The organism is Sporosarcina luteola (genome assembly GCF_023715535.1).
Taxonomy (GTDB): domain Bacteria; phylum Bacillota; class Bacilli; order Bacillales_A; family Planococcaceae; genus Sporosarcina; species Sporosarcina luteola_B.
This window is the reverse complement of the sequence record NZ_JAMBOI010000002.1, coordinates 377,940-401,119: the sequence shown is the minus strand read 5'-3', so window position 1 is coordinate 401,119 and position 23,180 is coordinate 377,940. Positions and strand designations below refer to the sequence as shown.

Annotated in this window: 24 protein-coding genes; 22 read left to right on the top strand and 2 right to left on the bottom strand. The window is 45.9% G+C overall.

Going from position 1 to position 23,180, the window contains the following annotated elements; genetic code table 11:
- The first annotated feature begins 111 nt into the window (after nt 1-111).
- From M3191_RS05500 to pyrE, 6 genes are read left to right on the top strand one after another with little or no spacing between them, the layout of a single operon-like run.
- Complete coding sequence (locus M3191_RS05500; protein WP_251698799.1) at nt 112-1,026, top strand: aspartate carbamoyltransferase catalytic subunit; 915 nt, start codon at nt 112-114, stop codon at nt 1,024-1,026.
- The gene (locus M3191_RS05495; RefSeq protein WP_251698797.1) at nt 993-2,300 is read left to right on the top strand and encodes a dihydroorotase; all 1,308 of its coding nucleotides are present in this window, start codon (nt 993-995) and stop codon (nt 2,298-2,300) included. The genes M3191_RS05500 and M3191_RS05495 overlap by 34 nt, the downstream gene beginning before the upstream one ends.
- Nucleotides 2,297-3,073 carry a dihydroorotate dehydrogenase electron transfer subunit gene (locus tag M3191_RS05490; protein WP_251698794.1) on the top strand — a complete coding sequence of 259 codons (777 nt, stop codon included), beginning with the start codon at nt 2,297-2,299 and terminating at the stop codon, nt 3,071-3,073. Before M3191_RS05495 ends, M3191_RS05490 begins: the two co-directional genes overlap by 4 nt.
- On the top strand, nt 3,070-3,984 hold the full coding sequence (locus M3191_RS05485) for a dihydroorotate dehydrogenase (protein ID WP_251698792.1): 915 nt from the start codon (nt 3,070-3,072) through the stop codon (nt 3,982-3,984). The genes M3191_RS05490 and M3191_RS05485 overlap by 4 nt, the downstream gene beginning before the upstream one ends.
- Nucleotides 3,981-4,700: an orotidine-5'-phosphate decarboxylase gene (pyrF, locus tag M3191_RS05480; RefSeq protein ID WP_251698790.1), complete on the top strand. Its 720-nt coding sequence runs from the start codon at nt 3,981-3,983 to the stop codon at nt 4,698-4,700. The genes M3191_RS05485 and pyrF overlap by 4 nt, the downstream gene beginning before the upstream one ends.
- On the top strand, nt 4,693-5,319 hold the full coding sequence (pyrE, locus tag M3191_RS05475) for an orotate phosphoribosyltransferase (RefSeq protein ID WP_251698788.1): 627 nt from the start codon (nt 4,693-4,695) through the stop codon (nt 5,317-5,319). The genes pyrF and pyrE overlap by 8 nt, the downstream gene beginning before the upstream one ends.
- Before the next feature lie 131 nt (nt 5,320-5,450).
- Here pyrE and M3191_RS05470 read toward each other — a convergent pair whose 3' ends face one another.
- Nucleotides 5,451-7,142: an Rqc2 family fibronectin-binding protein gene (locus tag M3191_RS05470; protein ID WP_251698786.1), complete on the bottom strand. Its 1,692-nt coding sequence runs from the start codon at nt 7,140-7,142 to the stop codon at nt 5,451-5,453.
- Between the two features lie 131 nt (nt 7,143-7,273).
- On the opposite strand from M3191_RS05470, the gene gmk reads away from it, so the two are divergent.
- From gmk to spoVM, 13 genes are all read left to right on the top strand, one after another.
- Nucleotides 7,274-7,891, top strand: a complete 618-nt coding sequence (gene gmk, locus M3191_RS05465; protein WP_251698784.1) for a guanylate kinase — start codon at nt 7,274-7,276, stop codon at nt 7,889-7,891.
- Between the two features lie 3 nt (nt 7,892-7,894).
- Nucleotides 7,895-8,119, top strand: a complete 225-nt coding sequence (gene rpoZ, locus M3191_RS05460; RefSeq protein ID WP_251698782.1) for a DNA-directed RNA polymerase subunit omega — start codon at nt 7,895-7,897, stop codon at nt 8,117-8,119.
- Between the two features lie 159 nt (nt 8,120-8,278).
- The gene (gene coaBC / locus M3191_RS05455) at nt 8,279-9,496 is read left to right on the top strand and encodes a bifunctional phosphopantothenoylcysteine decarboxylase/phosphopantothenate--cysteine ligase CoaBC (protein WP_251699317.1); all 1,218 of its coding nucleotides are present in this window, start codon (nt 8,279-8,281) and stop codon (nt 9,494-9,496) included.
- A complete protein-coding gene (gene priA, locus M3191_RS05450) occupies nt 9,486-11,897 on the top strand; it encodes a primosomal protein N' (RefSeq protein ID WP_251698779.1) in 2,412 nt (803 codons plus the stop codon). Before coaBC ends, priA begins: the two co-directional genes overlap by 11 nt.
- A 33-nt stretch (nt 11,898-11,930) precedes the next feature.
- Complete coding sequence (def, locus tag M3191_RS05445; protein WP_251698777.1) at nt 11,931-12,428, top strand: peptide deformylase; 498 nt, start codon at nt 11,931-11,933, stop codon at nt 12,426-12,428.
- Complete coding sequence (gene fmt / locus M3191_RS05440) at nt 12,425-13,366, top strand: methionyl-tRNA formyltransferase (protein ID WP_251698775.1); 942 nt, start codon at nt 12,425-12,427, stop codon at nt 13,364-13,366. Before def ends, fmt begins: the two co-directional genes overlap by 4 nt.
- Entirely contained in the window at nt 13,363-14,718 is a 1,356-nt protein-coding gene (gene rsmB / locus M3191_RS05435; protein WP_251698773.1) for a 16S rRNA (cytosine(967)-C(5))-methyltransferase RsmB, read from the top strand. Before fmt ends, rsmB begins: the two co-directional genes overlap by 4 nt.
- 70 nt (nt 14,719-14,788) lie before the next feature.
- Nucleotides 14,789-15,550 carry a Stp1/IreP family PP2C-type Ser/Thr phosphatase gene (locus M3191_RS05430; protein WP_251698771.1) on the top strand — a complete coding sequence of 254 codons (762 nt, stop codon included), beginning with the start codon at nt 14,789-14,791 and terminating at the stop codon, nt 15,548-15,550.
- The gene (pknB, locus tag M3191_RS05425; RefSeq protein ID WP_251698769.1) at nt 15,547-17,520 is read left to right on the top strand and encodes a Stk1 family PASTA domain-containing Ser/Thr kinase; all 1,974 of its coding nucleotides are present in this window, start codon (nt 15,547-15,549) and stop codon (nt 17,518-17,520) included. The genes M3191_RS05430 and pknB overlap by 4 nt, the downstream gene beginning before the upstream one ends.
- A 14-nt stretch (nt 17,521-17,534) precedes the next feature.
- Nucleotides 17,535-18,419, top strand: a complete 885-nt coding sequence (rsgA, locus tag M3191_RS05420; protein WP_251698767.1) for a ribosome small subunit-dependent GTPase A — start codon at nt 17,535-17,537, stop codon at nt 18,417-18,419.
- Nucleotides 18,420-18,421: 2 nt separating this feature from the next.
- The gene (gene rpe, locus M3191_RS05415; protein ID WP_251698765.1) at nt 18,422-19,087 is read left to right on the top strand and encodes a ribulose-phosphate 3-epimerase; all 666 of its coding nucleotides are present in this window, start codon (nt 18,422-18,424) and stop codon (nt 19,085-19,087) included.
- A complete protein-coding gene (locus tag M3191_RS05410; protein ID WP_251698763.1) occupies nt 19,087-19,740 on the top strand; it encodes a thiamine diphosphokinase in 654 nt (217 codons plus the stop codon). Before rpe ends, M3191_RS05410 begins: the two co-directional genes overlap by 1 nt.
- A gap of 13 nt (nt 19,741-19,753) precedes the next feature.
- A complete protein-coding gene (gene spoVM / locus M3191_RS18660) occupies nt 19,754-19,903 on the top strand; it encodes a stage V sporulation protein SpoVM (RefSeq protein ID WP_353056510.1) in 150 nt (49 codons plus the stop codon).
- Nucleotides 19,904-19,965: 62 nt separating this feature from the next.
- Here spoVM and rpmB read toward each other — a convergent pair whose 3' ends face one another.
- Nucleotides 19,966-20,154: a 50S ribosomal protein L28 gene (gene rpmB, locus M3191_RS05405; protein ID WP_251623931.1), complete on the bottom strand. Its 189-nt coding sequence runs from the start codon at nt 20,152-20,154 to the stop codon at nt 19,966-19,968.
- Nucleotides 20,155-20,361: 207 nt separating this feature from the next.
- On the opposite strand from rpmB, the gene M3191_RS05400 reads away from it, so the two are divergent.
- The 3 genes from M3191_RS05400 to sdaAB all read left to right on the top strand — a co-directional run bounded on the left by M3191_RS05400 (nt 20,362) and on the right by sdaAB (nt 23,178).
- Entirely contained in the window at nt 20,362-20,721 is a 360-nt protein-coding gene (locus tag M3191_RS05400; protein ID WP_251627161.1) for an Asp23/Gls24 family envelope stress response protein, read from the top strand.
- A 21-nt stretch (nt 20,722-20,742) separates the two neighbouring features.
- Nucleotides 20,743-22,401 carry a DAK2 domain-containing protein gene (locus M3191_RS05395; RefSeq protein ID WP_251698761.1) on the top strand — a complete coding sequence of 553 codons (1,659 nt, stop codon included), beginning with the start codon at nt 20,743-20,745 and terminating at the stop codon, nt 22,399-22,401.
- Between the two features lie 114 nt (nt 22,402-22,515).
- Nucleotides 22,516-23,178, top strand: a complete 663-nt coding sequence (gene sdaAB / locus M3191_RS05390) for an L-serine ammonia-lyase, iron-sulfur-dependent subunit beta (RefSeq protein ID WP_251698759.1) — start codon at nt 22,516-22,518, stop codon at nt 23,176-23,178.
- The last annotated feature ends 2 nt before the right edge of the window (nt 23,179-23,180 follow it).

Sequence of the window (23,180 nt, the reverse complement as noted above, 5' to 3'; positions counted from 1 at the left end):
TCAGTTGACTAGTAGTCATTCAAACGGATGACGATTGTTTAGTCATGCCCACTGGCCTTTCCATTTAACGGAAAGGCCATTTTTTATCCAAAACGGAAGGGGATTTTCTATATGAAAAACCTATTATCAATGAAAGATCTAACAATCGATGAAATTTCAGCTATTTTGGATCGTGCGGCAATGTTAAAAAGGTATGGTATCCGCGCATTACCTCAAAAATATATGGTTAGCAATCTATTCTTTGAGCCGAGCACTCGAACAAAAATGAGTTTTGAAGTGGCGGAGCGGAAATTGGGTCTTGAAACGATTCCTTTTGAAGCCGGTTCTTCAAGTGCGGTAAAGGGAGAGACGTTGTACGACACGCTTCGCACACTTGAAGAAATCGGGTTGGATGCAGTTGTCATCAGACATCCTGAAGAGCGCTATTATGAAGACCTCGTTGGAAAGATGAATATGGCAATTATCAACGGCGGAGACGGTTCAGGACAACATCCAACACAATCCTTGCTTGATTTGTTCACGATAAAAGAAACACTCGGCGGTTTCAAAGGGCTCAATGTGCTCATCGCCGGTGACATTTCCCATAGTAGAGTTGCAAAGTCGAATGCGGATGCACTTACGATGCTTGGTGCGAATGTGAAATTTCTATGCCCCCCTGAGTGGGCAGGTGATTTTCCATACGTGAGTGACTGGGATGAAGTGGTCTACACAAGCGATGTGGTCATGCTTCTAAGGGTCCAGCATGAAAGGCATGACGGCAAAATGAGATTCACAAAGGACGAATACCACACAAAATACGGACTGACAGTTGAACGGGAAAGGGAAATGAAACCTGGATCGATCATCATGCATCCTGCACCGGTCAACCGGGACGTGGAAATAGCAGGAAGCCTTGTCGAATGCAACCGATCAATGATTTACAAGCAAGTGGAAAATGGCGTCTATATACGAGCAGCTATCTTAGAAACGATTTTACAGAAGGAGGAATTGGCATGGGAAAGATCATCAAGAGTGCATATGTTTTAAATGAAATAGGTGAAAAGGTTTTAACAGATGTCCGGATTGCCGGAGGGAAGATAACCGAGATCGGAACCGATTTACATGCAGGCGAATCCGAGGTCATTGACGGCAACGGACTTCTGTTGGCGCCGGGGTTCATCGATGTCCATGTCCATCTGCGGGAACCAGGCGGAGAGCATAAAGAAACGATTGAAACAGGGACGCTTGCGGCAGCTAAAGGCGGTTACACGACGATTTGCGCAATGCCGAATACGAGACCTGTACCTGACACGAAGGAAAACTTGTCACTCGTAAATAACTTGATTGCTGAAAAAGCGCATATTCGAGTCCTTCCTTACGCTTCCATCACAATTAGGGAAGCCGGAAAAGAACGGACGAATTTAAAAGAATTGAAGGAGACCGGAGCTTTCGCATTCACAGATGACGGCGTCGGTGTCCAACAAGCGGGCATGATGTATGAAGCGATGCAAGATGCAGCTGAGATTGGAATGCCGATTGTGGCTCATTGCGAAGACAATACTCTGATATATGGAGGAGCGATGCACGAAGGAAAGAAGAACAAGGAGCTTGGACTCCCGGGCATCCCGTCAATCGCTGAATCAGTCCATATCGCGCGCGATATACTGCTTGCTGAAGAAGCTGGCGCACATTATCACGTCTGCCACGTCAGTACGAAAGAATCTGTGCGGGTCATCCGCGATGCGAAGAAAGCCGGAATCCACGTAACTGCAGAAGTGAGCCCGCATCATCTGATCTTGTCAGAGGATGATATTCCTGGAGACGATGCTGATTGGAAAATGAACCCGCCACTTCGCGGAATGGACGATCTGCATGCATTGCAAGAAGGGTTGATGGATGGCACGCTTGATTTCATCGCAACCGATCACGCACCGCATACAGCAGAGGAGAAAAATGCCGGTTTTGCAAAAGCGCCGTTCGGAATTACAGGATTTGAAACAGCTTTCCCTCTTCTATACACGCACTTCGTAAAAGAAGGAAAATGGACGTTGAAGCAATTGATTGATTGGATGACTGAAAAGCCCTCAGACGTTTTCGGTCTTCCTTATGGGAGAATTGAAGTCGGAGCCCAAGCAGATCTAGTCCTCATTGATTTAGATAAAGAACAGATAATTGATCGGAATACGTTTTTATCGAAAGGAAAAAACACTCCATTTGATGGCTGGAAGTGTGTTGGCTGGCCAGTGAAGACAATCTACGAAGGCAATATTGTCTGGCAGGATCAAATGGATGTGATGCCAAAACAGCAGGTGATACTATGATCATCCAAGATAGGATGAGAGTGACGGGGCAAAGGGAAATTGCTAAGAATATATTTGAAATGAAACTTACTGGAAAGCTGGTTGGGGAAATCAATTCCCCTGGCCAGTTTGTCCATATCCGGGTATCGGATTCATTCGAACCTTTGTTAAGAAGACCAATTTCCATCGCTTCCATCGATAATAAAGCAAACGAGATGACGATCATTTATCGCGCTGAAGGTCGCGGCACTCAATTGCTATCGATGAAGAAGGAAGGCGATATGGTCGACGTACTCGGTCCGCTGGGCAATGGCTTTCCGGTTGGTGAAACACCCCCTGGAGAAACTGCGATACTTATTGGCGGAGGTATCGGGGTGCCGCCTTTATACGAATTGTCGAAGCAACTGACTGCTAAAGGAGTTAATTGCATCCATGTGCTTGGCTACCAAACAGCAGATGTGTCCTTTTATGAAGAGGAATTCACGAGACTGGGTGAGACGTATATCGCAACGGTGGATGGAACAAAAGGAAGGGCAGGTTTTGTGACAGATGTGATGGAAACGATCGGAGACGGATTCACGACATACTATAGCTGCGGACCGATGCCGATGCTGAATGCGGTTCAAACAGCTTACATCGGCAAAAAAGGTTTTCTTTCATTCGAACAGCGGATGGGATGCGGAATAGGAGCTTGCTTTGCATGTGTTTGTGAAACGACTGAGAAAACGGATAAGGAGTATATCAAGGTTTGTTCGGATGGACCAGTATTTCCAGCAGGGGTGGTGTCGATATGAATAGATTGGCAGTGGAATTGCCTGGTTTGCAGTTGAAAAATCCGATCATGCCGGCATCTGGTTGCTTTGGATTTGGCAAGGAATATGGGAATCTGTATGACTTATCAATGTTAGGCGCCATTATGATCAAAGCGACGACTCTTGATAAAAGGTTTGGCAATCCGACACCACGAGTAGCAGAAACGGCTTCAGGCATGTTGAACGCCATCGGCTTGCAGAATCCCGGTTTGCAAGGCGTCATGGAAAATGAACTGCCTTGGCTGGAACAGTATGATGTTCCAATCATTGCGAATGTCGCAGGAACAGAAACTGCCGATTACGTTGAAGTGGCAAAAACAATCTCCACGGCTCCCAATGTGAAGGCATTGGAATTGAATATTTCTTGCCCCAACGTCAAATGCGGCGGCATCACTTTTGGCACGGATCCACAGCAAGCACATGATCTGACGGCGGCAGTTAAAGAAGTGTCCGAAGTGCCGGTGTATGTAAAGCTGTCACCAAATGTCACGGATATCAAAGAAATTGCAAAAGCGGTCGAGGCTGGCGGTGCTGACGGCATTACGATGATCAATACGCTAGTCGGAATGAGGCTCGATCAAAAGACGGGAAGACCTGTTATTGCTAATATAACAGGCGGTTTATCGGGACCAGCTGTAAAGCCGGTCGCCATCAAAATGGTGTACGAAGTGAGTCAAGTCGTACAGATCCCGATTATCGGCATGGGCGGCGTTTCAGAAACAGCAGATGTCATTGATTTTTTATCTGCAGGCGCAAGTGCGGTCGCTGTAGGGACGGCGAATTTCGTAGATCCGTTCATTTGTCCAAAAATCATTGAAGAGCTTCCCTCTATATTGGATGAGCTTGGTGTCGAACATATTTCTGAGCTTGTAGGAAGGAGCCACCGGTTATGAAAACCTCCCCAATCATTGCGCTAGACTTTGATTCATCAAAAAAGGTATTTGATTTTCTGCAACCATTCGAAAGCGATATCAATGTAAAAGTCGGCATGCAGCTTTATTACAAAGAGGGCCCTGCAATCATTTCGAAATTGAAAGAGAGTGGGTTCGATATATTCCTAGACTTGAAATTGCATGACATCCCAAATACAGTCATGTCCGCGATGGAAGTGCTGGCGAGTTTAGGAGTAGATTTGGTGAACGTTCATGCTGCCGGCGGAAAGTCAATGATGGAAGCTGCATTGGAAGGGCTTGATAAAGGCACTCCGTCAGGTATGAAACGTCCTTCGATCATCGGTGTCACTCAATTGACGTCTACAGATGAGCGGCAAGTAAGGGAAGAACAGCTTATCCAAAGTTCTCTTCAAGAATCCGTCCTTCATTACGCAAAGCTTACAAAGGATGCTGGATTAGATGGAGTCGTTTGTTCAGTACAAGAGGCGGCAAGCATTTCTGAAGTTTGCGGACGGGAATTCCTGAGAGTCACCCCTGGCATCCGTCTTCCTGCAAGCGGAACGCATGACCAGAAAAGGATTGCAATGCCTGAAGAAGCAAGGCAGGAAGGATCGACTCATATCGTAGTCGGAAGGGCGATTACAGGCGCATCGGATCCACGTGCAGCATACGAACAAATTAACGCAAAATGGAAAGGGGAAGAGTGGATTGGGTAAAAAGGAAATCGCGGAAATTCTATTGAATGTCGGGGCAGTGGAACTGAGTCCTGAGGATCCATTCACATGGGCATCAGGAATAAAGTCGCCAATTTATTGTGATAACCGATTGACGATGTCTGATCCAGTGGGACGAAAACAGATTGCGGAAGGTCTCGCGGGGTTAATTAAAACATATTATCCCCAAACAACGCTTATTGCGGGAACGGCAACTGCCGGTATTCCACATGCGGCCTGGGTCGCTGATAGTTTAGGCTTACCGATGGTGTATATCCGTTCAAAAGCGAAGGGGCATGGTCGAAGCCGTCAAATCGAGGGGAAAGTGAAGCCTGAGGATAAAGCAGTCATCATTGAAGACTTGATTTCCACGGGAGGAAGCAGTTTGAATGCTGTTGAAGCGTTGCAATCTGAAGGGATCGAAGTTGCAGGGGTTGTCTCCATTTTTACATATGAGCTGGAAAGCGCGGATCAAGCATTCACAGATGCAGGTTTAACCTATAAGAGTTTGACGGATTTCGGAGCACTTGCAGAGGCAGCCCGTGAAAGCGGCACGATATCGAACGAGTCAATGGATGGCCTTCTTGAGTGGCATACGAATTTAAAAGCTGGGTTGCTGTAAAGTTATTATCTACGCAGCTTTCCTGAAGGGCAAAATCGGACCGATGCTTTGTAGTACGTTGATTGAATAAAAAATTTGTTATTGGTAAATAAAAAGGATTGCCATCTTGAGTTGTGATGGCAATCCTTTTATTACTTCCTCAACTTCCTAACAACATCCTCATCAGGTGTGACAAACAACGTCTTCTGCTCAAAATAAATAACAAATCCAGGTTTTGAACCATTTGGTTTCTTAACATGACGGATTTCCGTAAAATCTACTGGTACAGACGACGAACCCCTTGCCTTACTGAAATAAGCCGAAAGAATTGCCGCCTCTTCAATCGTCTGTTCATCCGGATTTGAATCATGGATGACAACGTGCGATCCCGGAATGTCCTTCGTATGAAGCCATACATGATCCCTTGCCGCAATCTTGAACGTCAAATAATCATTTTGCTTGTTATTCTTACCGACCGAGATCGGAATGCCGGAAGTTGATATATATGACTCAGGTGATGGCTTTTTTGGCTTCTGCTTTTTCTTGCCTCTTCTTGCGCGCATCAGTCCCAATTCCGCCAATTCCTCACGAATTTCATCGATATCCTCAGGAGACGCTTGCATGACCTGCTGTTTAATCATCTCAAAATAATCGATGTCTTCTTTCGCTTTCTCCAACTGTTCCGCAATCATGATCAACGCATTTTTCGCCTTCGTGTAGCGGGAATAAAAACGCTGCGCATTTTCAATCGGCGTCTTCCTCGGATCAAGCGGAATCGTCACAGTCGTTCCTTCCTCATAGTAATTGTCGACGACTGCTTCTGTATCCCCTTTATTTATCGCGTAGCTATTGGCAGTGAGCAGTTCGCCGTATAGCTGGAACGTATCCAGTTTCTCGGCCGCATTCTGCTCTTTTTCCAACTTGTTCATCTTCAATTTCAATTTGGCGATTTCATTATCAAGCCAGCGCTCCAAATCAGCCGCCTGGGATTTCACCCGCTCCCGTTCTGCCCGAGCGAAATAGACCTTGTCTAGCAGTTCGCCGAGTGTAGTAAACGTCGCGACCGTTCGATCCGCATATGTCAACGTAGTTGCCGAAAAAATGCTTTTCGCACCGGCTTCAGCGATCGTAGGTGTTTGCGTTCCCCCTTTGAATGAAGAAAGGAAATCCTTGTACACGTGATAAGCATCTTTATCAGCTGCTTCTTTCAATCGGTACAAAAGTTCCTCTCCATGAATTGGAGAAAAACCGGAAAGTTTGCCGACTACCTGTTTGGCATTCTCCCATTCTGGCAATAATGCTAGGAACTCCGTTTCATCTAAATCAAAAGGATCCAATTTCTCTTGGGGAGGTGCGGGAACATATGGCTGTCCCGGCATAACCGTCCGGTAACTGTTCACGGAAGGTGGCAGATGCTTCATGCTGTCGATGATCATATTCCGCTCCGGATCAATTAACAGCATATTACTATGCCTACCCATAATTTCCACGATCAATCGGCGGTGTATATCATCACCGATTTCATTTTTCGCCCGGATATCAAATGAGATGATTCGATCATTCCCAGATTGCTGAATTGATTGGATCATGCCGCCTTCGAGATGCTTCCTCAATACCATGCAGAACATCGGTGGCTCAGAGGGATTAGCAATCGCTTCATCAGTCAATTGAACGCGGGAATATGATGGATGAGTTGAAATTAGAAGTTTAAAATTGCTTCTTCCTGCCCGAACCATCAAAACAACTTCCTGAGTGTTCGGCTGATGTATTTTTGAAATTCGTCCGTCTTTAATTTGTTGCAGCTCTTGCGTAATCGCTGCGGTGAATAAACCGTCAAATGCCATAATAATTCCTCTTTCAAACGTTTTGTACCATTTTAGCACTCTCTGGGTTCGATATGTTATAATATGAGAAGATTGTTTGCTATGATGAATGGAACAATAGAAGGTAGAGAATACATAAGAAGAGGGATTGCATGTACAAACAACGTGGATTGTTGATTGTCCTGTCCGGACCATCCGGTGTCGGAAAAGGGACGGTCAGAAAAGAGCTATTTCAACAACCTGACACGAACTATGAATATTCGATATCGATGACGACGAGAAGCCCCCGAGAAGGCGAACAGGACGGCGTCGATTACTTTTTCAAGTCGCGCAACGAGTTCGAGCAATTGATAAATGAAGGAAAATTATTGGAGTACGCCGAGTATGTAGGCAATTATTATGGCACCCCTCTGGATTATGTGAACGAAACGCTTGACGCCGGAAGGGATGTATTCCTTGAAATTGAAGTTGTCGGTGCGGCCCAAGTCCGTAAATTAGTTCCCGACGGATTATTCATCTTCCTTGCTCCGCCGAGTTTGTCCGAGCTTGAAGATCGTTTGATCGGTAGAGGGACGGAGCAGGCCGATGTCATTGCAAGCAGAGTGTTGAAAGCGCGTGAAGAGCTGGAAATGATGAACTTGTATGACTATGTAGTTGAAAATGATGAAGTGTCGAAGGCATGCGATCGCATCAATGCCATCGTGACGGCTGAACATTGCCGACGGGAACGTGTTGAAAAAAGATACTTACTTATGTTGGAAGGGGATTAAATTATGTTATATCCATCAGTTGACTCGTTAAAGGGTAAAATCGATTCAAAATACACACTTGTGACACTTGCCGCCAAGCGAGCCCGTGAAATGCAGGAGAGCAAGAATATGCTGCTGCCATCCTACACTTCATATAAGAATGTAGGGAAAGCGTTGGAAGAGATTTCCACGGGTGCACTATCAAAACAAGTTCAAGACGCTTCGATTATATACGAAGACGAAGTATGATCAACGCTTACTAAGTTGATGCATTTGAATAGGTCTGCATACTCCCTTAGAAACAGAATTTCTTTGGGAGTTTGTCATTTTTAATTAGCGTTTTTTGGAAGTGGAAAAGTCCTAATATGGACAAATTGTCATACACGTAGAAGTAGAGAAAGGGTGGGGCTGTTGGTAACTAAAAAAATACTTGTCTGTGTGACTGGTGGAATTGCCGTTTATAAGGCGGTCGCACTTGTAAGCAAACTAACGCAAGCAGGGGCAGAAGTGAAAGTGATGATGACTGCTTCGGCAATGGAATTCGTAACACCGCTTTCTTTTCAGGCTTTGTCACGGAATGATGTTTACTTTGACACCTTTGATGAAAAAGACTCAAGAGTCATTGCTCATATTGATTTGGCTGATTGGGCGGATCTTGTCATCGTTGCGCCTGCAACTGCAAATGTAATCGGCAAGCTTGCGAATGGCATTGCGGATAACATGGTCACGACAACCCTTCTCGCGACGACTGCGGAAGTTTGGATTGCACCGGCAATGAATGTACATATGTATGAAAACAAGTCGGTCATCCGCAACATCGGACAGCTCCATGAGGACGGGTACCGTTTCATTGAACCTTCAGAAGGATTTTTAGCTTGCGGCTATGTCGGTAAAGGCAGACTCGAGGAGCCTGAAAATATTGTTCAACTGATCAAGGAGAGATTTTCGCAACCTGAAACTCTGCCTCTTGCAGGGAAAAAGGTTGTTGTTACGGCGGGACCGACCCGGGAACGGATTGACCCTGTGCGTTATATTTCGAATTTTTCGAGCGGCAAGATGGGATATGCCCTAGCGGAAGCTGCTGTATCGTTAGGGGCCGAGACAATATTGGTTTCAGGTCCTGTCGGGTTGCCAAAGCCCGCTGGCGTCCAACTCATCAACGTTGAAAGTGCACTACAAATGCTAGACGCTGTGCTAACTAAATTCGACGATGCAGATATGGTTATTAAATCGGCAGCAGTTGCAGATTATCGCCCAAAAGAGCAATTTACACAAAAGATGAAGAAGCAGGATGGCGATTCATCCATTGAACTCGAACGTACAACCGATATTCTCAAGACGCTCGGGGAAAGAAAAACGGGACAAGTACTTGTCGGATTTGCGGCAGAGACGAATGATGCAATCGAGTATGGCATGAAAAAGCTGTCCAATAAAAACTTGGACTATATCATTGTAAATGATGTGACAGATCCCGATGGCGGCTTCGGCAACGATACGAATGTTGTCACATTACTATCAAGAAAGGGGAAGACATATCCTTTTGAAGCAATGCATAAAAAAGAACTGGCACAAGTGCTCTTAAGGACGATTCTGGAATTGGAGAGTGACGTCGTAAATGATAGCTGAAGTCATCGTCGATGTATCGGCGTATCCAATCGATCGTCCCTTTGACTACGCAGTGCCCCGACATTTGGAAACGGTGATCGAATGCGGGTCCCGTGTTAAAGTCCCATTCGGACCGAGGAAAGTGATCGGCTATGTCACTGGCCTGAAATCAGAAAGTGATCTCGAAGAGCATAAGTTGAAGAAAATTGACGAACTGATCGACTTGGATCCTGTTCTTTCTCAGGAGCTGTTGGGCTTGGCTAAAAAGGTGGCGAGAGAAACACTGTCCTATGAAATCGATGCTCTGCAAGTGATGCTGCCTGCAGCGATGCGTGCGAAATACGAGAAATTCATCATAATTGAAAGGCCAGATGAAATCGATGATGCGAGGGTTTTATCAGTATTAAATGGACGTACCCGCATTCCTTTGAAGCAGGTTACTGATTCCGCTCTATTGAAGTTGGTCAAAGATTATTCGGAAAAAGGGATCGTTTCCGTCGACACGGCGATTAGCCAGCAAACGGGAGTGAAAAAAATACGTGTAATCCATATTGGGGATTCAGAAACATTATCCGAATTACTGCTCACCATACATCCGAATGCGAAGAAACAAGCAGAATTGATCAGGTGGATGTTACATCATGCAGGGAAGTCGGTAGAGGCTGCGAAACTGATGAATGAATCTGGCATCCAAAACCCGGTTCTCAAAGCCGTCATTGAAAAAGGCGGTGCAACAGAAGCGTATGTCGAAACGTATCGTGAGCCGGATGCCCCGAAACTTCTGGATACTCCTAAACCCCTTCTGCTGACAGAGGAACAGGAAACCGCACTCGAGAAAGTGAAAGCGGCCGCAGATTCGGGTAATGCTGAAACATTCCTGTTGCATGGCATAACGGGTAGCGGAAAAACCGAAGTCTATTTGCAAGCGATTAAACACGTACTGGATAAGGGGAAGGAAGCGATCGTCCTCGTTCCTGAGATTTCGTTGACGCCGCAAATGACTGCCCGCTTCCAAGAACGGTTTGGCGAACTGGTTGCAGTCATGCATAGCGGATTGTCGGCAGGTGAGAAATATGATGAATGGCGAAAAATCCACCGACGGGAAGTGAAGGTTGTCGTCGGGGCAAGATCTGCGATTTTCGCTCCATTTGAAAACATAGGAATTATCATCCTGGATGAAGAGCACGAATCGACTTATAAACAGGAGGATACGCCGCGGTACCATGCGAGGGACGTTGCCATCTGGCGTTCAGAGTATTTCGGTTGCCCCGTCATCCTTGGCAGCGCGACACCTTCTCTAGAATCGTATGCGCGAGCATCGAAAGGAGTCTATACTCTTTTGGAGCTATCCAAGAGGGCAAAGAACCAACCGTTGCCAACTGTCACGGTCGTCGATATGAGAGAGGAATTAAAGGAAGGAAACCGATCGATGTTTTCTGTGCAATTGGCGGAGGCCATCCGACTTCGCTTGGAGAAGAATGAGCAAACGGTCCTTTTCCTCAATAAAAGAGGATTCTCTTCATTCGTATTGTGCAGGGATTGCGGGACGGTCGTCCAATGTCCGAACTGCGACATTTCATTGACCTATCATCGTGCAAATGAAAGCTTGAAATGCCATTATTGCGGTCATGAGGAACAAGTTCCGCTCGTTTGTCCGGAATGTGAAAGTGAGCATATCCGGTTTTTCGGAACAGGCACACAAAAGGCCGAAGAAGAAATTTCAAAGCTATTCCCAGAAGCGCGAGTGCTGCGGATGGATGTAGACACAACACGGCAAAAGGGAGCACACGAACGCATACTGCGCCAATTCAGCGAAGGAAAGGCGGATATCCTGCTTGGCACCCAGATGATTGCTAAAGGGCTCGACTTCCCGAATATTACCTTAGTCGGAGTGCTTGCTGCGGATACGACTTTGCATTTGGCGGATTTCCGAGCAGCGGAAAAAACATTCCAATTGATGACGCAAGTTAGTGGACGGGCCGGTAGGCATGAATTGGCCGGTGAAGTCTTCATTCAGACATACTCACCGGAACATTATGCGATTGAACTCGCAAAGACCCAGCATTATGAGCCGTTTTACAATCTGGAGATGTCGGCACGCAAACAATATGGGTATCCTCCTTTCTTTTTCATAACGCTTGTACAGTTTTCACATGAGGATTTGTTAAAAGTTGCAGATTTTGCGGAAAAGGGGACGCGCTATTTGAAAAGTTCGTTGTCGCCTGACACCGTCATCATCGGACCTGCGGCAGCTGCAATAAGTCGTGTGAACAATAGATATCGGTACCAATGTTTGATAAAATACAAAAAAGAGCCGAAGTTGATTGAAACGCTTCAGCAATTGATCAGAATGTATCGGACGAGCTGGATGAAGGAAGGTCTGCTCATGTCAGTGGATGTAGATCCGACTTCAATTTTTTAATCAGTACGGACGAGTTGGAAAAGAGGAATTGAATTGGCAATACTTGAAATCGTAAAAAACCCTTCAACAATGCTGACACAGCGTTGTATGGAAGTGGAGAAATTTGATGGAAAACTGGCTAAGCTGCTAGATGATATGTACGACACAATGATCGATGCGGATGGTATAGGACTTGCGGCTCCTCAAGTAGGGGAATTGGTCCGGGTCGCCATCGTCGATATGGGCGAAGGGGACCAAGTGATTGAAATGGTCAACCCTGTCGTCACGGCAATCGGAGGGTCTGTCGTAGAAGTTGAAGGCTGCTTAAGCTTCCCGGGTCTGTACGGTGAAGTGGAACGACCATTTTTCGTCCGTATAGAAGCACAGGAACGGGACGGTTCTTTGTACGAGCTGGAAGCGGAAGATTATGAAGCACGGGCCATACTGCATGAAATCGATCATTTGGATGGCGTGTTATTCGATTCGAAAATAACAAGGATTGTTGACCCAGAGGAATTTGAAGAGGTAGATGGGGAGGATGAAATAGAATGACAAAAATTGTATTCATGGGGACTCCCGACTTCTCAGTTCCTGTCTTGACAATGCTGCACGAGGAAGGGTACGACATCATCGCAGTCGTCACCCAGCCCGATCGACCCGTTGGAAGAAAGAGGATATTGACACCTCCGCCAGTAAAGGAAGAGGCTCTCCGACTTGGTTTGCCGGTCTTGCAGCCGGAAAAACTGAGAACTTCCGAAGAACTTGCGGAACTTATTCAGATGAAGCCGGATTTGATCGTCACCGCTGCATATGGACAAATCTTGCCGAAAAACCTGCTTGATGCTCCACGACTCGGTTGCATCAATGTCCATGCTTCATTGCTGCCGAAATACCGGGGAGGCGCGCCGATTCACCAAGCAGTCATTGATGGTGAGACCGAAACGGGAGTAACGATCATGTATATGGTGGAGAAGCTCGATGCGGGAGATATCATCTCACAGATAACTGTACCAATTACTGAGGAAGACAATACCGGAATCCTTTTTGAGAAATTATCCGTGGCCGGCACAAAATTATTGAAAGAGACATTGCCATCCATCATTGACGGATCGAATGAACGGATTCCCCAAGATGAGAAACACGTTTCATTTGCAGGCAATATTACCCGTGAACAGGAAAGAATCGACTGGTCTAAAGCCGGTACAGCTATCTTCAATCAAATACGCGGGCTCTATCCATGGCCGGGAGCCTATTCCGTATTTCAAGAAGAGAACGTTAAGATATGGATGGCGGACAAATCCGAAATTAATAGTGAGGCCCTTCCTGGAACGATACTAAAATTGTTGAAGGACAGGATCATCGTCAAAACAGGCGACGAAACATCCATTGCCATCACTGAGCTGCAACCAGCTGGAAAAAAACGATTGTCGGCAGAAGAATTCCTAAATGGCATTGGAGCCAAGTGGAGTGAAGGGGATAAATTTGAATGACAAATGCCAAAAAGAGGATTTGGAACGGCAATGTCCGCGATGCGGCATTATCGATATTGATGGAAATAAATCAGAATCAGGCTTACAGCAATCTTCTGCTCAACCGGACGATCAAGAAATATGATATCGATCCGAAGGACAGGGGTTTATTGACTGAACTGACGTATGGCACTTTGCAGCATAGATTGACATTGGATTACTACTTGGAGCCTTTCGTCAAAGGGAAATTAGATCCATGGGTACGGGAATTACTGCGATTGTCACTTTATCAAATAGTCTACTTGACGAAGATCCCTCCGCATGCAGTCGTCCATGAAGCGGTGGAAATCGCCAAAAGAAGAGGGCATAAAGGCATCTCGGCAACTGTTAACGGAATTTTACGATCCGTATTACGAAAAGGCGTCCGCCCGATCGAGGACATCAAGGACGATGTCGAAAGGATGTCGGTTGAAACAAGTCATCCTGCATGGTTGATTGAGCGTTGGGTTAAGCAGTTCGGCAAAGAGGAAGCTTTGGCGATGGCTCATGAAAACAATCATCCAGCCCGCATGACTGCGAGGGTCAATTCATTGAAAGCGACAGTCGAAGAAGCGATCACAGCGCTCGCTAAGGAAGGTATTGAAGCATCCAGGGGCGAAGTGATTTCCGGGAGCATCCAAGTATCCAGCGGGAGCTTGGCAAATACGGAAGCATTCGCGGAAGGTTTATTGACCATCCAAGACGAAAGCTCCATGTTGCCTGTTCTGGCTCTTGACGTGAAGCCTGATATGAAGGTGTTGGACATGTGTGCTGCTCCAGGCGGAAAGACGACCTTCATTGCAGAAAAGATGAATGATACAGGCGAAATCTATGCACATGATTTGCATGAACACAAACTATCATTAATTGAGTCGAATGCTAACCGTCTCGGCATACAATCCATCATCACGAAAAGCGGGGATAGCCGTGAGCTGGAGTCCATTTACGGTCCTGCCTCATTTGACCGCATCCTTGTCGATGCGCCTTGCAGTGGTCTCGGAGTCATCCGTCGCAAGCCTGAGATAAAATACAATAAGACCGAGCAGGATTTGAAAAGTTTGACCGAGATTCAGGAGCAGCTGCTTGCTACTGCCTACCGGTTACTAAAAGATGATGGCATTATCGTCTATAGCACGTGCACCATAGAGTACGATGAAAATGAAGGGATGGTCCGCCGTTTCCTGGATACACATCCAGATATGACGCTGTCTACGCTCAATTCACTTGCAGACATTGACTCATTGGCAATCAAAGACGATCTGCTTCAAGTGATGCCGCAGCACTTTGGAAGCGATGGGTTTTTTGTCGCTGCTTTTCACAAAAAGATGAAGTAAGTAATGACCAGCGACGGACATCTAGCAGGGGAATTTGGAAATTGGTGTCTTTGATAAAAGGGGGGGACGAGTGTTGCGATTCGAAGTAGTGACAGACATTGGGAAAAAGCGGACAGTGAATGAGGACAGCGCAGCGGTCTTTGCAATTCAAGACGGGCCGACGCTCGCAGTTGTCGCGGATGGCATGGGTGGTCATCGGGGCGGAGACTATGCAAGTTCGACAGCGGTAAGGATTCTTGGCGAACAATTCGTGAAAGTGGATAGCGCTGCAACTATGGACGAGGAAGATTGGAAAGAATGGCTTCAGGAGACGGTCATGCATGTAAACCGCACTCTATATGATGTTGCTGAAAACGACAAAGAGTACAAGGGTATGGGAACTACATTAGATGCAGTGCTCATTCATGGGGATAAAGGCATTGTCACTCACGTCGGGGATAGCCGGGTGTATACGATAAACCGGAATGAAATCTCGCAAATTACGAAGGATCATTCCTTCGTAAATATATTGCTGGATTCTGGGGAAATTACCGAAGAGGAAGCGGCAAAACATCCCCAGAGGAATTGGATAATGAAGGCTGTAGGATCCGAGAAAACAATCATGCCCGACTTCTATCAAATTAAATTTGACGGACAGACATACTTGTTGATCTGTACGGATGGCTTAAGCAATAAAGTCGACAACGCACGGATTCAGAAAATCGTCACTGCGGATGGAGATTTGCATGACAAGGCGGTTAAATTGGTCGAGTTGGCGAACGAATTGGGCGGAGAAGATAATATTTCCGTCATATTGGCTAGCCCTTCCACATCGGAGGTGAGCCCACAATGATCGGTGAACGAATCGGCGGCCGTTACGAAGTACTTAAAGGAATCGGAGAAGGCGGCATGTCGAAAGTCTATTTGGCTCACGACATCATTTTGGACCGCGATGTAGCCATTAAAGTCTTGAACTATGATTTCGCAAATGAGCAGGATCTTAAAAAGAGATTCCAGCGGGAGGCCCTATCTGCCACGAGCTTGACCCATCCACATATCGTCAATATTTTTGACGTCGGCGAAGATGAAGAACTTCATTACCTCGTTATGGAATATATCGAAGGCCAAACACTCAAGAAGTTCATTCAAATGAATGGCCCTTTACAAGTTCATCAAGCAGTCAAAATCATGAGGCAGCTCGTCTCGGCGATTGCCAATGCCCATCACAACGGGATTGTCCATCGGGATATAAAACCTCAGAATATCTTAATGGACGCTGAAGGCAATGTGAAAATAACCGATTTCGGAATTGCCATGGCGTTAAGCGCAACGGCACATACAAAAACGAATTCCGTTATCGGAACGGTCCATTATTTATCACCTGAACAGGCGAGAGGCGGCATGGCAACGAAGAAGTCGGATATTTATTCGTTGGGGATTGTCTTCTATGAACTATTGACAGGTGAACTGCCTTTTTCTGCAGAAACAGCAGTTGCAATCGCTTTGAAACACTTGCAGGAAGAGACGCCTTCTGTACGCCTATCGTTTCCCGGCATTCCGCAAAGCGTCGAAAATGTCATTTTAAAAGCGACAGCGAAGGATGCTACATACAGATACCAGTCGGCGGAGGAGATGTATGAAGATCTGCTCACCGTATTATCACCTGAGAGGCAGCATGAAGAGAAATTCACCATCCCTTTCGATGATGACCGGACGCGTGTCATTCCGATCATTGCAGATACATCAAAAGCGGACCACTCAGAAAAGACCAAAATCTTGAATCCTGTCATTCCTGACCCTTTGCCGCTTCAGCAGAAGAAGAAGAAGAAAAGAAAGAAATGGCCGATCATCGTAGGCCTCTCCGCTTTGCTGTTGGCGATTGCGGTCCTCCTGTTCTTTTATTGGCCGACCTTATTCGGTCCAAAAACTGCCCTGATACCAGAGGTGGTCGGATTGGAGGAAGCGGAAGCGATTTCGCTATTGGAGGAAAACGGCTTTGTTGTTGAAGATAAGATTGAGGATTATTCGGATGAATATCCCGCCGGACAAGTATTCCGGATTGATCCAGAGGCAAATAAAAAACGGGAAATCGGATCTGCTATCATCGTATACGTTAGCACCGGAAAGGAAACGACTGAGCTGACCAATTATGTCGATAGGGATTATGAAGAAATTGTAGAGTTCCTACAAGATAGGGGATTTGGGAAAATTCGTCCAGAATGGGTTCACAATGATGCACCGAAAGGGCAGATCCTGAAGCAGACGCCCGAAGCCGGCGAAAAGGTAGTACCGGAAGAAACTGAAATCGTGTTTACAGTCAGTTTAGGGAAAGAAATGAAAACACTTGCTGATCTAACGAATTATACCGAGAATGAATTGAAGGATTATGCTGATAAGTCCCACTTCAATATTCGAATCGTTAATAGGATTGAATCTGATAGTGTGAAGGAAGGTCATGTCATTTCACAAAAACCTTCTGCGAACGCTGAACTTGAAAAAGGCGCGACAGTTGACGTAGTCATTTCAAAGGGCAAGGAGAAGCCCCCGGTTAAGTATTTTGTGGACACGGTTACAATTCAATATGAACCATCGACTGTTGAAGACGATGAGGAAGATACGGACCCTGAACCGCAAACGATTAAAATCTATATTCAGGACAGCAAACATTCGATGACGGATCCGGTTGCCGAATTTACGATAACGGAAGATGTGAAAAGAGAGATTACCGTTGAACTTGAAGAAGGTCAGCGTGGAGGATACAAAATTCTTAGAGACTCTTCAATCATTGCGGAAAAGACGTTCAATTATAATGATGCTGAATAAGAAAGAGGGATTGGATGCCGGAAGGACAAATTAGAAAAGCAATCAGCGGTTTTTATTATGTCAAGGTGAATGATGGAGAAATTATCCAATGCAAAGGCCGTGGGGTTTTTAAAATTAGGGGTATATCGCCCCTTGTCGGCGACTTTGTCACGATTGTGCGTGAAGGCGATAATGATGCAACCATCACAGAAGTTCAGAAACGGGAAAATGAGCTGGTCAGACCTCCAATTGCAAATGTCGACCAGGCATTGCTCGTATTTTCGATTGTGGAACCCGATTTCAGCTACCATCTATTGGATAGGTTCCTCGCTGTCATCGAATCAGTAGGCATAAAACCGGTTATCTGCCTGACGAAGAAAGACGTCGCAGGGGATGAGGAGCTACATCATGCAGAAACTGCCGCTGACTACTACCGCGGAATTGGCTACGATGTCATCGCTACTTTTATCGGAGATCCAGACCTGTTCCTTTTGCTTCAACCATATTTAGAAGGAAAGACAACGGTTCTTGCCGGTCAGTCCGGCGTCGGGAAATCGACATTGCTCAACACGTTGATTCCTGAACTATCTTTGAAGACCGGCGAAATTTCGGAAGCGCTTGGCAGGGGCAAGCATACGACCCGCCATGTAGAGCTCTTGGAAGTCGCAGGCGGACTCGTAGCTGACACGCCAGGCTTCAGCTCACTTGATTTCGATCATATCGAGAGAGATGAGTTACGTGATACTTTCGTTGAAATGGAAAACGTGGCGCATGAATGCAAATTCAGGGGATGCTTGCATTTGAAGGAGCCTGGCTGCGCAGTTAAACAGAAAGTGGGGACCGGGGAAATCCTTCAATCCCGCTACTCTAATTATTTGCAATTTCTGCAAGAGATTACTGACCGAAAGCCGAGGTATTGAAAATGATTAAAATTGCACCGTCCATATTAGCTGCGGACTTTTCGAAGTTGGCAGATGAAGTGAGAGAAGTTGAGAAAGCTGGAGCTGAACTGATTCATATTGATGTAATGGATGGCCATTTCGTTCCGAACATTACGATGGGACCGATTGTTGTGGAAGCGTTGCGGCCAGTTACGGATCTTCCGCTCGATGTCCATCTCATGATTGAGAACCCTGATGCATATATTGAACAGTTCGCGAAAGCGGGAGCGGATTATATTACTGTCCATGTGGAAGCGTGCCGACATTTGCATCGCACCATTCAGCTGATTCGTTCTTTCGGAGTGAAGCCGGGTGTCGTACTGAACCCGCATACGCCGGTAGAGCATATCGTCCATATCCTTGAAGATATCGACATGGTATTATTCATGACGGTCAATCCGGGATTCGGGGGACAGAAGTTCATCCATTCCGTACTTCCGAAAGTGAAGCAATTGTCCGATCTGATCAAGGAAAGAGGATTGTCAATCGATATCGAAATCGATGGCGGCATCAATGAGGAAACGATCATCCCTTGCGTTGAGGCGGGCGCCAATATATTTGTCGCTGGCTCGGCCGTTTATAATGCGGAAGATCGTACGGAAGCACTGCAAAGGATTAAAGCCGCTGGGGAAAGCGTACTGAATTGATGGATAGGATTATCATCTGTGCAGGCGGGCCCATCGGGGAGTTGCCCGACCTGTCCGCTTACGAGGCGGAAGGGACAATTTTCATCGGCGTAGACCGCGGGGCAATTCATTTATTGGATCAAGGGATTGTTCCCGAAGAAGCAATCGGAGATTTTGATTCAGTGAGTGAAGAGGAGTATAGCAGAATAAAAGAATCTGTGGAACGGGTCTATCCCTTCCAGACAGAAAAAGACGAAACGGACACGGAACTGGCTGTAGATCGTGCCATTTCCTATCGTCCGGGAGAAGTGGTTTTGACCGGTGTCACTGGAGACAGGTTGGATCATTTCGAATCGGCATTGCATTTATTATATCGGATGCAGATTGAACATAAAGAAGTTTCATTCCGCATCCGCAACGCTCTTAATGAACTTTCATTACTTCGTCCTGGAGTCCATCGGGTGAAAAGGGCTGCCCAGTTCCCTTATATTTCATTTTTCCCCTTTGGCAGTTCTGTAGAAGGCCTGACATTGACCGGCTTCAAGTATGAGACGGTTAATGAAAGGATGGATATGGGCATGACGAAATTTACGAGCAACGAACCAATTTCAGAAGTTTGTACTATCTCATTCCGACAGGGCATATGCTTAATGGTAAGAAGTTCAGATTCCTGAAAGGAGAAGGGAATTGCGAGTTTATACATTTACGATGCCGAAGTTTCTAAGTAGCTTTGTACGAAAATGCATGGTCGTCTTCCAAAAAGAAGATAAGGTCAAACCCCAAGCTACTGCAAGCCAGCGAAACAAAAAACGGAAAAAAGAAAAAACGTCAGGCTGAACTTACCGGCCTGGCGTTTTATTTCTTTTTGTCTTATAGTAATCGGAACGCGGATAAAGATATTATACTCTTTGCACTTTACCTGATTTGAGCGCTCTCGCAGATACCCAAACACGTTTCGGTTTACCGTTTACAAGAATACGGACTTTTTGAAGATTAGCTCCCCAAGTACGTCTGTTGGCATTCATTGCGTGTGAACGGGCATTCCCCGTACGTGCTTTGCGGCCAGTAACTACACATTCTTTAGCCATTTTTATGACCTCCTCGCTAATATTGATTAAGCGATTCACTATCTAATTCGCATACCATAATACTTTATCACAGGAAATAAAGGCATGCAACCTTTTTCACTGATGCTTTCAAGTGAAAATCCTTTACAACAGTTACTACGCTTTTATATTGTTATCGTGTATAGTACAATGGGGTTAGTTATTATGGATGCGGGAGGGGAAGCTTTCATGTCAATCGAGATGAAAAACGATTACGGTACGATAGATATTACGAATGACGTCATTGCCCAAGTGGTGGGAGAGGCGGCAATCGAATGCTACGGAATTGTCGGCATGGCTTCGCGTCATCAAATCCGGGATGGACTTACAGACATCCTTGGAAAAGAGAACTATGCAAAAGGAGTCATTGTTAGAAATATCGGAGACGAAACACATATCGATATGTATGTCATTATCGGATATGGAACAAAAATCTCCGAGGTCGCATACCAAGTGCAATCCAAAGTGATGTATACATTGAAAAAGACCTTATCGTTAACAGTGGATTCAGTGAATATATTTGTTCAAGGAGTTCGGGTGACGAACTGATAGAAGGAGGAAAACATTTCAATGAATTTTATTGATGGTGTGAAATTTGCCGACATGGTGAGGATGGGTGCGCATCACCTTCATCAGAATGCAGACTATGTCGATTCACTTAACGTGTTTCCTGTTCCTGACGGGGACACAGGGACAAATATGAATTTATCCATGACGTCCGGGGCAAAGGAAACGGAAGCGAATGTGTCTGCTCATTTGGGCAAGACCGCCCAGGCATTGTCTAAAGGCCTATTGATGGGAGCACGCGGGAACTCCGGGGTCATCCTATCCCAATTGTTCCGTGGTTTTGGCAAGGCTGTGGAAGAGGAAGAGAAGTTGGATAGCAAGAAGTTCGCAAATGCACTGGAATATGGGGTGCAGACGGCTTATAAAGCAGTCATGAAGCCTGTTGAAGGCACGATTCTTACTGTTGCCAAAGATGCAGCGAGCAAAGGTGTTGAAGTGGCGAAGTCGACTACAGACATCATCAAAGTGATGGAGGCAATCGTTGAAGAGTCGAAAGCTTCTTTGAAACGGACTCCAGATCTGCTTCCCGTCTTGAAGGAAGTTGGTGTCGTCGATAGTGGCGGACAAGGCCTTGTTTATGTATATGAAGGTTTTTTGGCATGTCTGAAAGGGGAAGAGCTTCCTGAACGGACGAATATGGATCTGATGGAGGATCTAGTCAACGCTGAGCATCATCGTGGAGTACAAGGGTTCATGAATACTGAAGATATCGTATACGGCTATTGTACAGAATTCATGGTGAAATTTGAGGATAAAAAAGTGAAGAAGCATCCTTTCGAGGAAGGCGATTTCCGCCAGGACCTCAGTAAGTTCGGGGATTCATTACTTGTCATTTCAGATGAGGAAATTGCGAAAGTACATATTCATACTGAAGAGCCGGGAGATGCATTGAATTATGCGCAACAATACGGTTCCCTCATAAACATCAAAATCGAAAACATGCGTCAGCAGCATATTGATATTGTCGGAGATAGCCATTCGATAAAAAAGGCGGAGACAGCTTCACATCCTTACGCAATTGTGACAGTGGCAATGGGGACAGGAATTGCTGACTTGCTGAAGAGCATCGGAGCTTCTGCTGTCATTGAAGGCGGACAGACGATGAATCCATCAACCGAAGATATCGTGAAGGCTATCAAGGACGTGGGCGCCGAGCGGGTCATCATCTTGCCGAACAATAAAAATATCATCATGGCGGCAAAACAGGCAGCAGAAGTGATTGGCATCGAAGCAGCTGTCGTCGAAACGAAATCCGTTCCGGAAGGGCTAGCGGCAATTCTCGCATTCAATCCTGAAGCTGAAGTGGCGGATAATGAAAAGAGCATGTCCAAAGCGGCGGTTGGAGTGAAAACTGGTCAAGTCACTTATTCGATCCGGGATACATCCATAGATGGCATCGATATTAAAAAAGATGATTTTATGGGACTTGCAGGCAGTAAAATTGTTATCTCCAACCCGTCTTTAGGAGACGTAATGAAGACGTTGCTTGAATCACTTATCGATGAAGATGATGAAATCGTCACAATCATCTATGGCGAGGATGTAACCGAGCAAGAAGCTGCTGAAATTGCAGAATACGTGGAATCCACATATGATCATACAGAAGTCGAATTGTACAATGGGAAACAACCGCTTTATCCTTATATCCTTTCCGTGGAATAATACGGAAAATCGACGGCATGCCTTTTGGGGCATGCCGATTTTCTATTTTGTCTTTACTTGAAATCTGCGGTAAAATGAAGAAAGCGTTTGCTTCTCAATAAGGGGGTAGTTTAAATGAAATATAGATCTGTCTTTGAAATTATCGGTCCCGTCATGATCGGGCCTTCATCTTCGCACACCGCTGGAGCTGCTCGAATTGGACGAGTCGCCCGTGATTTGTTTGGGCGTCAGCCGGAGTGGGCGAGAATCCATCTCTATGGGTCTTTTGCAGAAACATATAAAGGGCATGGGACGGACGTTGCGATTATCGGGGGTCTGTTGGATTACGACACGTTTGATGAAAGAATAAAAACGGCTTTCGAAGATGCCGCAGCACTGGGCATGACCTTCGAGTTCATTCCCGAAGAGGAAGAGGCCGATCATCCAAATACAGCAAAAATTGTTCTCGGCGACAGTCAAGGGGAAATAGAGCTTGTCGGGATTTCAATCGGCGGTGGCACAATGGAAGTCACTGAGTTGAATGGCTTTCCACTTCGCTTATCGGGGCATTTCCCGGCGCTCCTCGTCGTACATGACGATCGCTCTGGCGTCATCGCGAATGTTTCCAACGCAATCGCTTCGCAAGGCATGAACATTGCCCATATGGAAGTAGGCCGGAAAGAAAAAGGGAAAATGGCTCTTATGGTCATTGAAGTCGACCAGATGTTTGATGAAACACTCATTAATGAATTGAAATCATTGCCGAATGTTACGCAAGTTTCAACATTGGCGAACTGAGG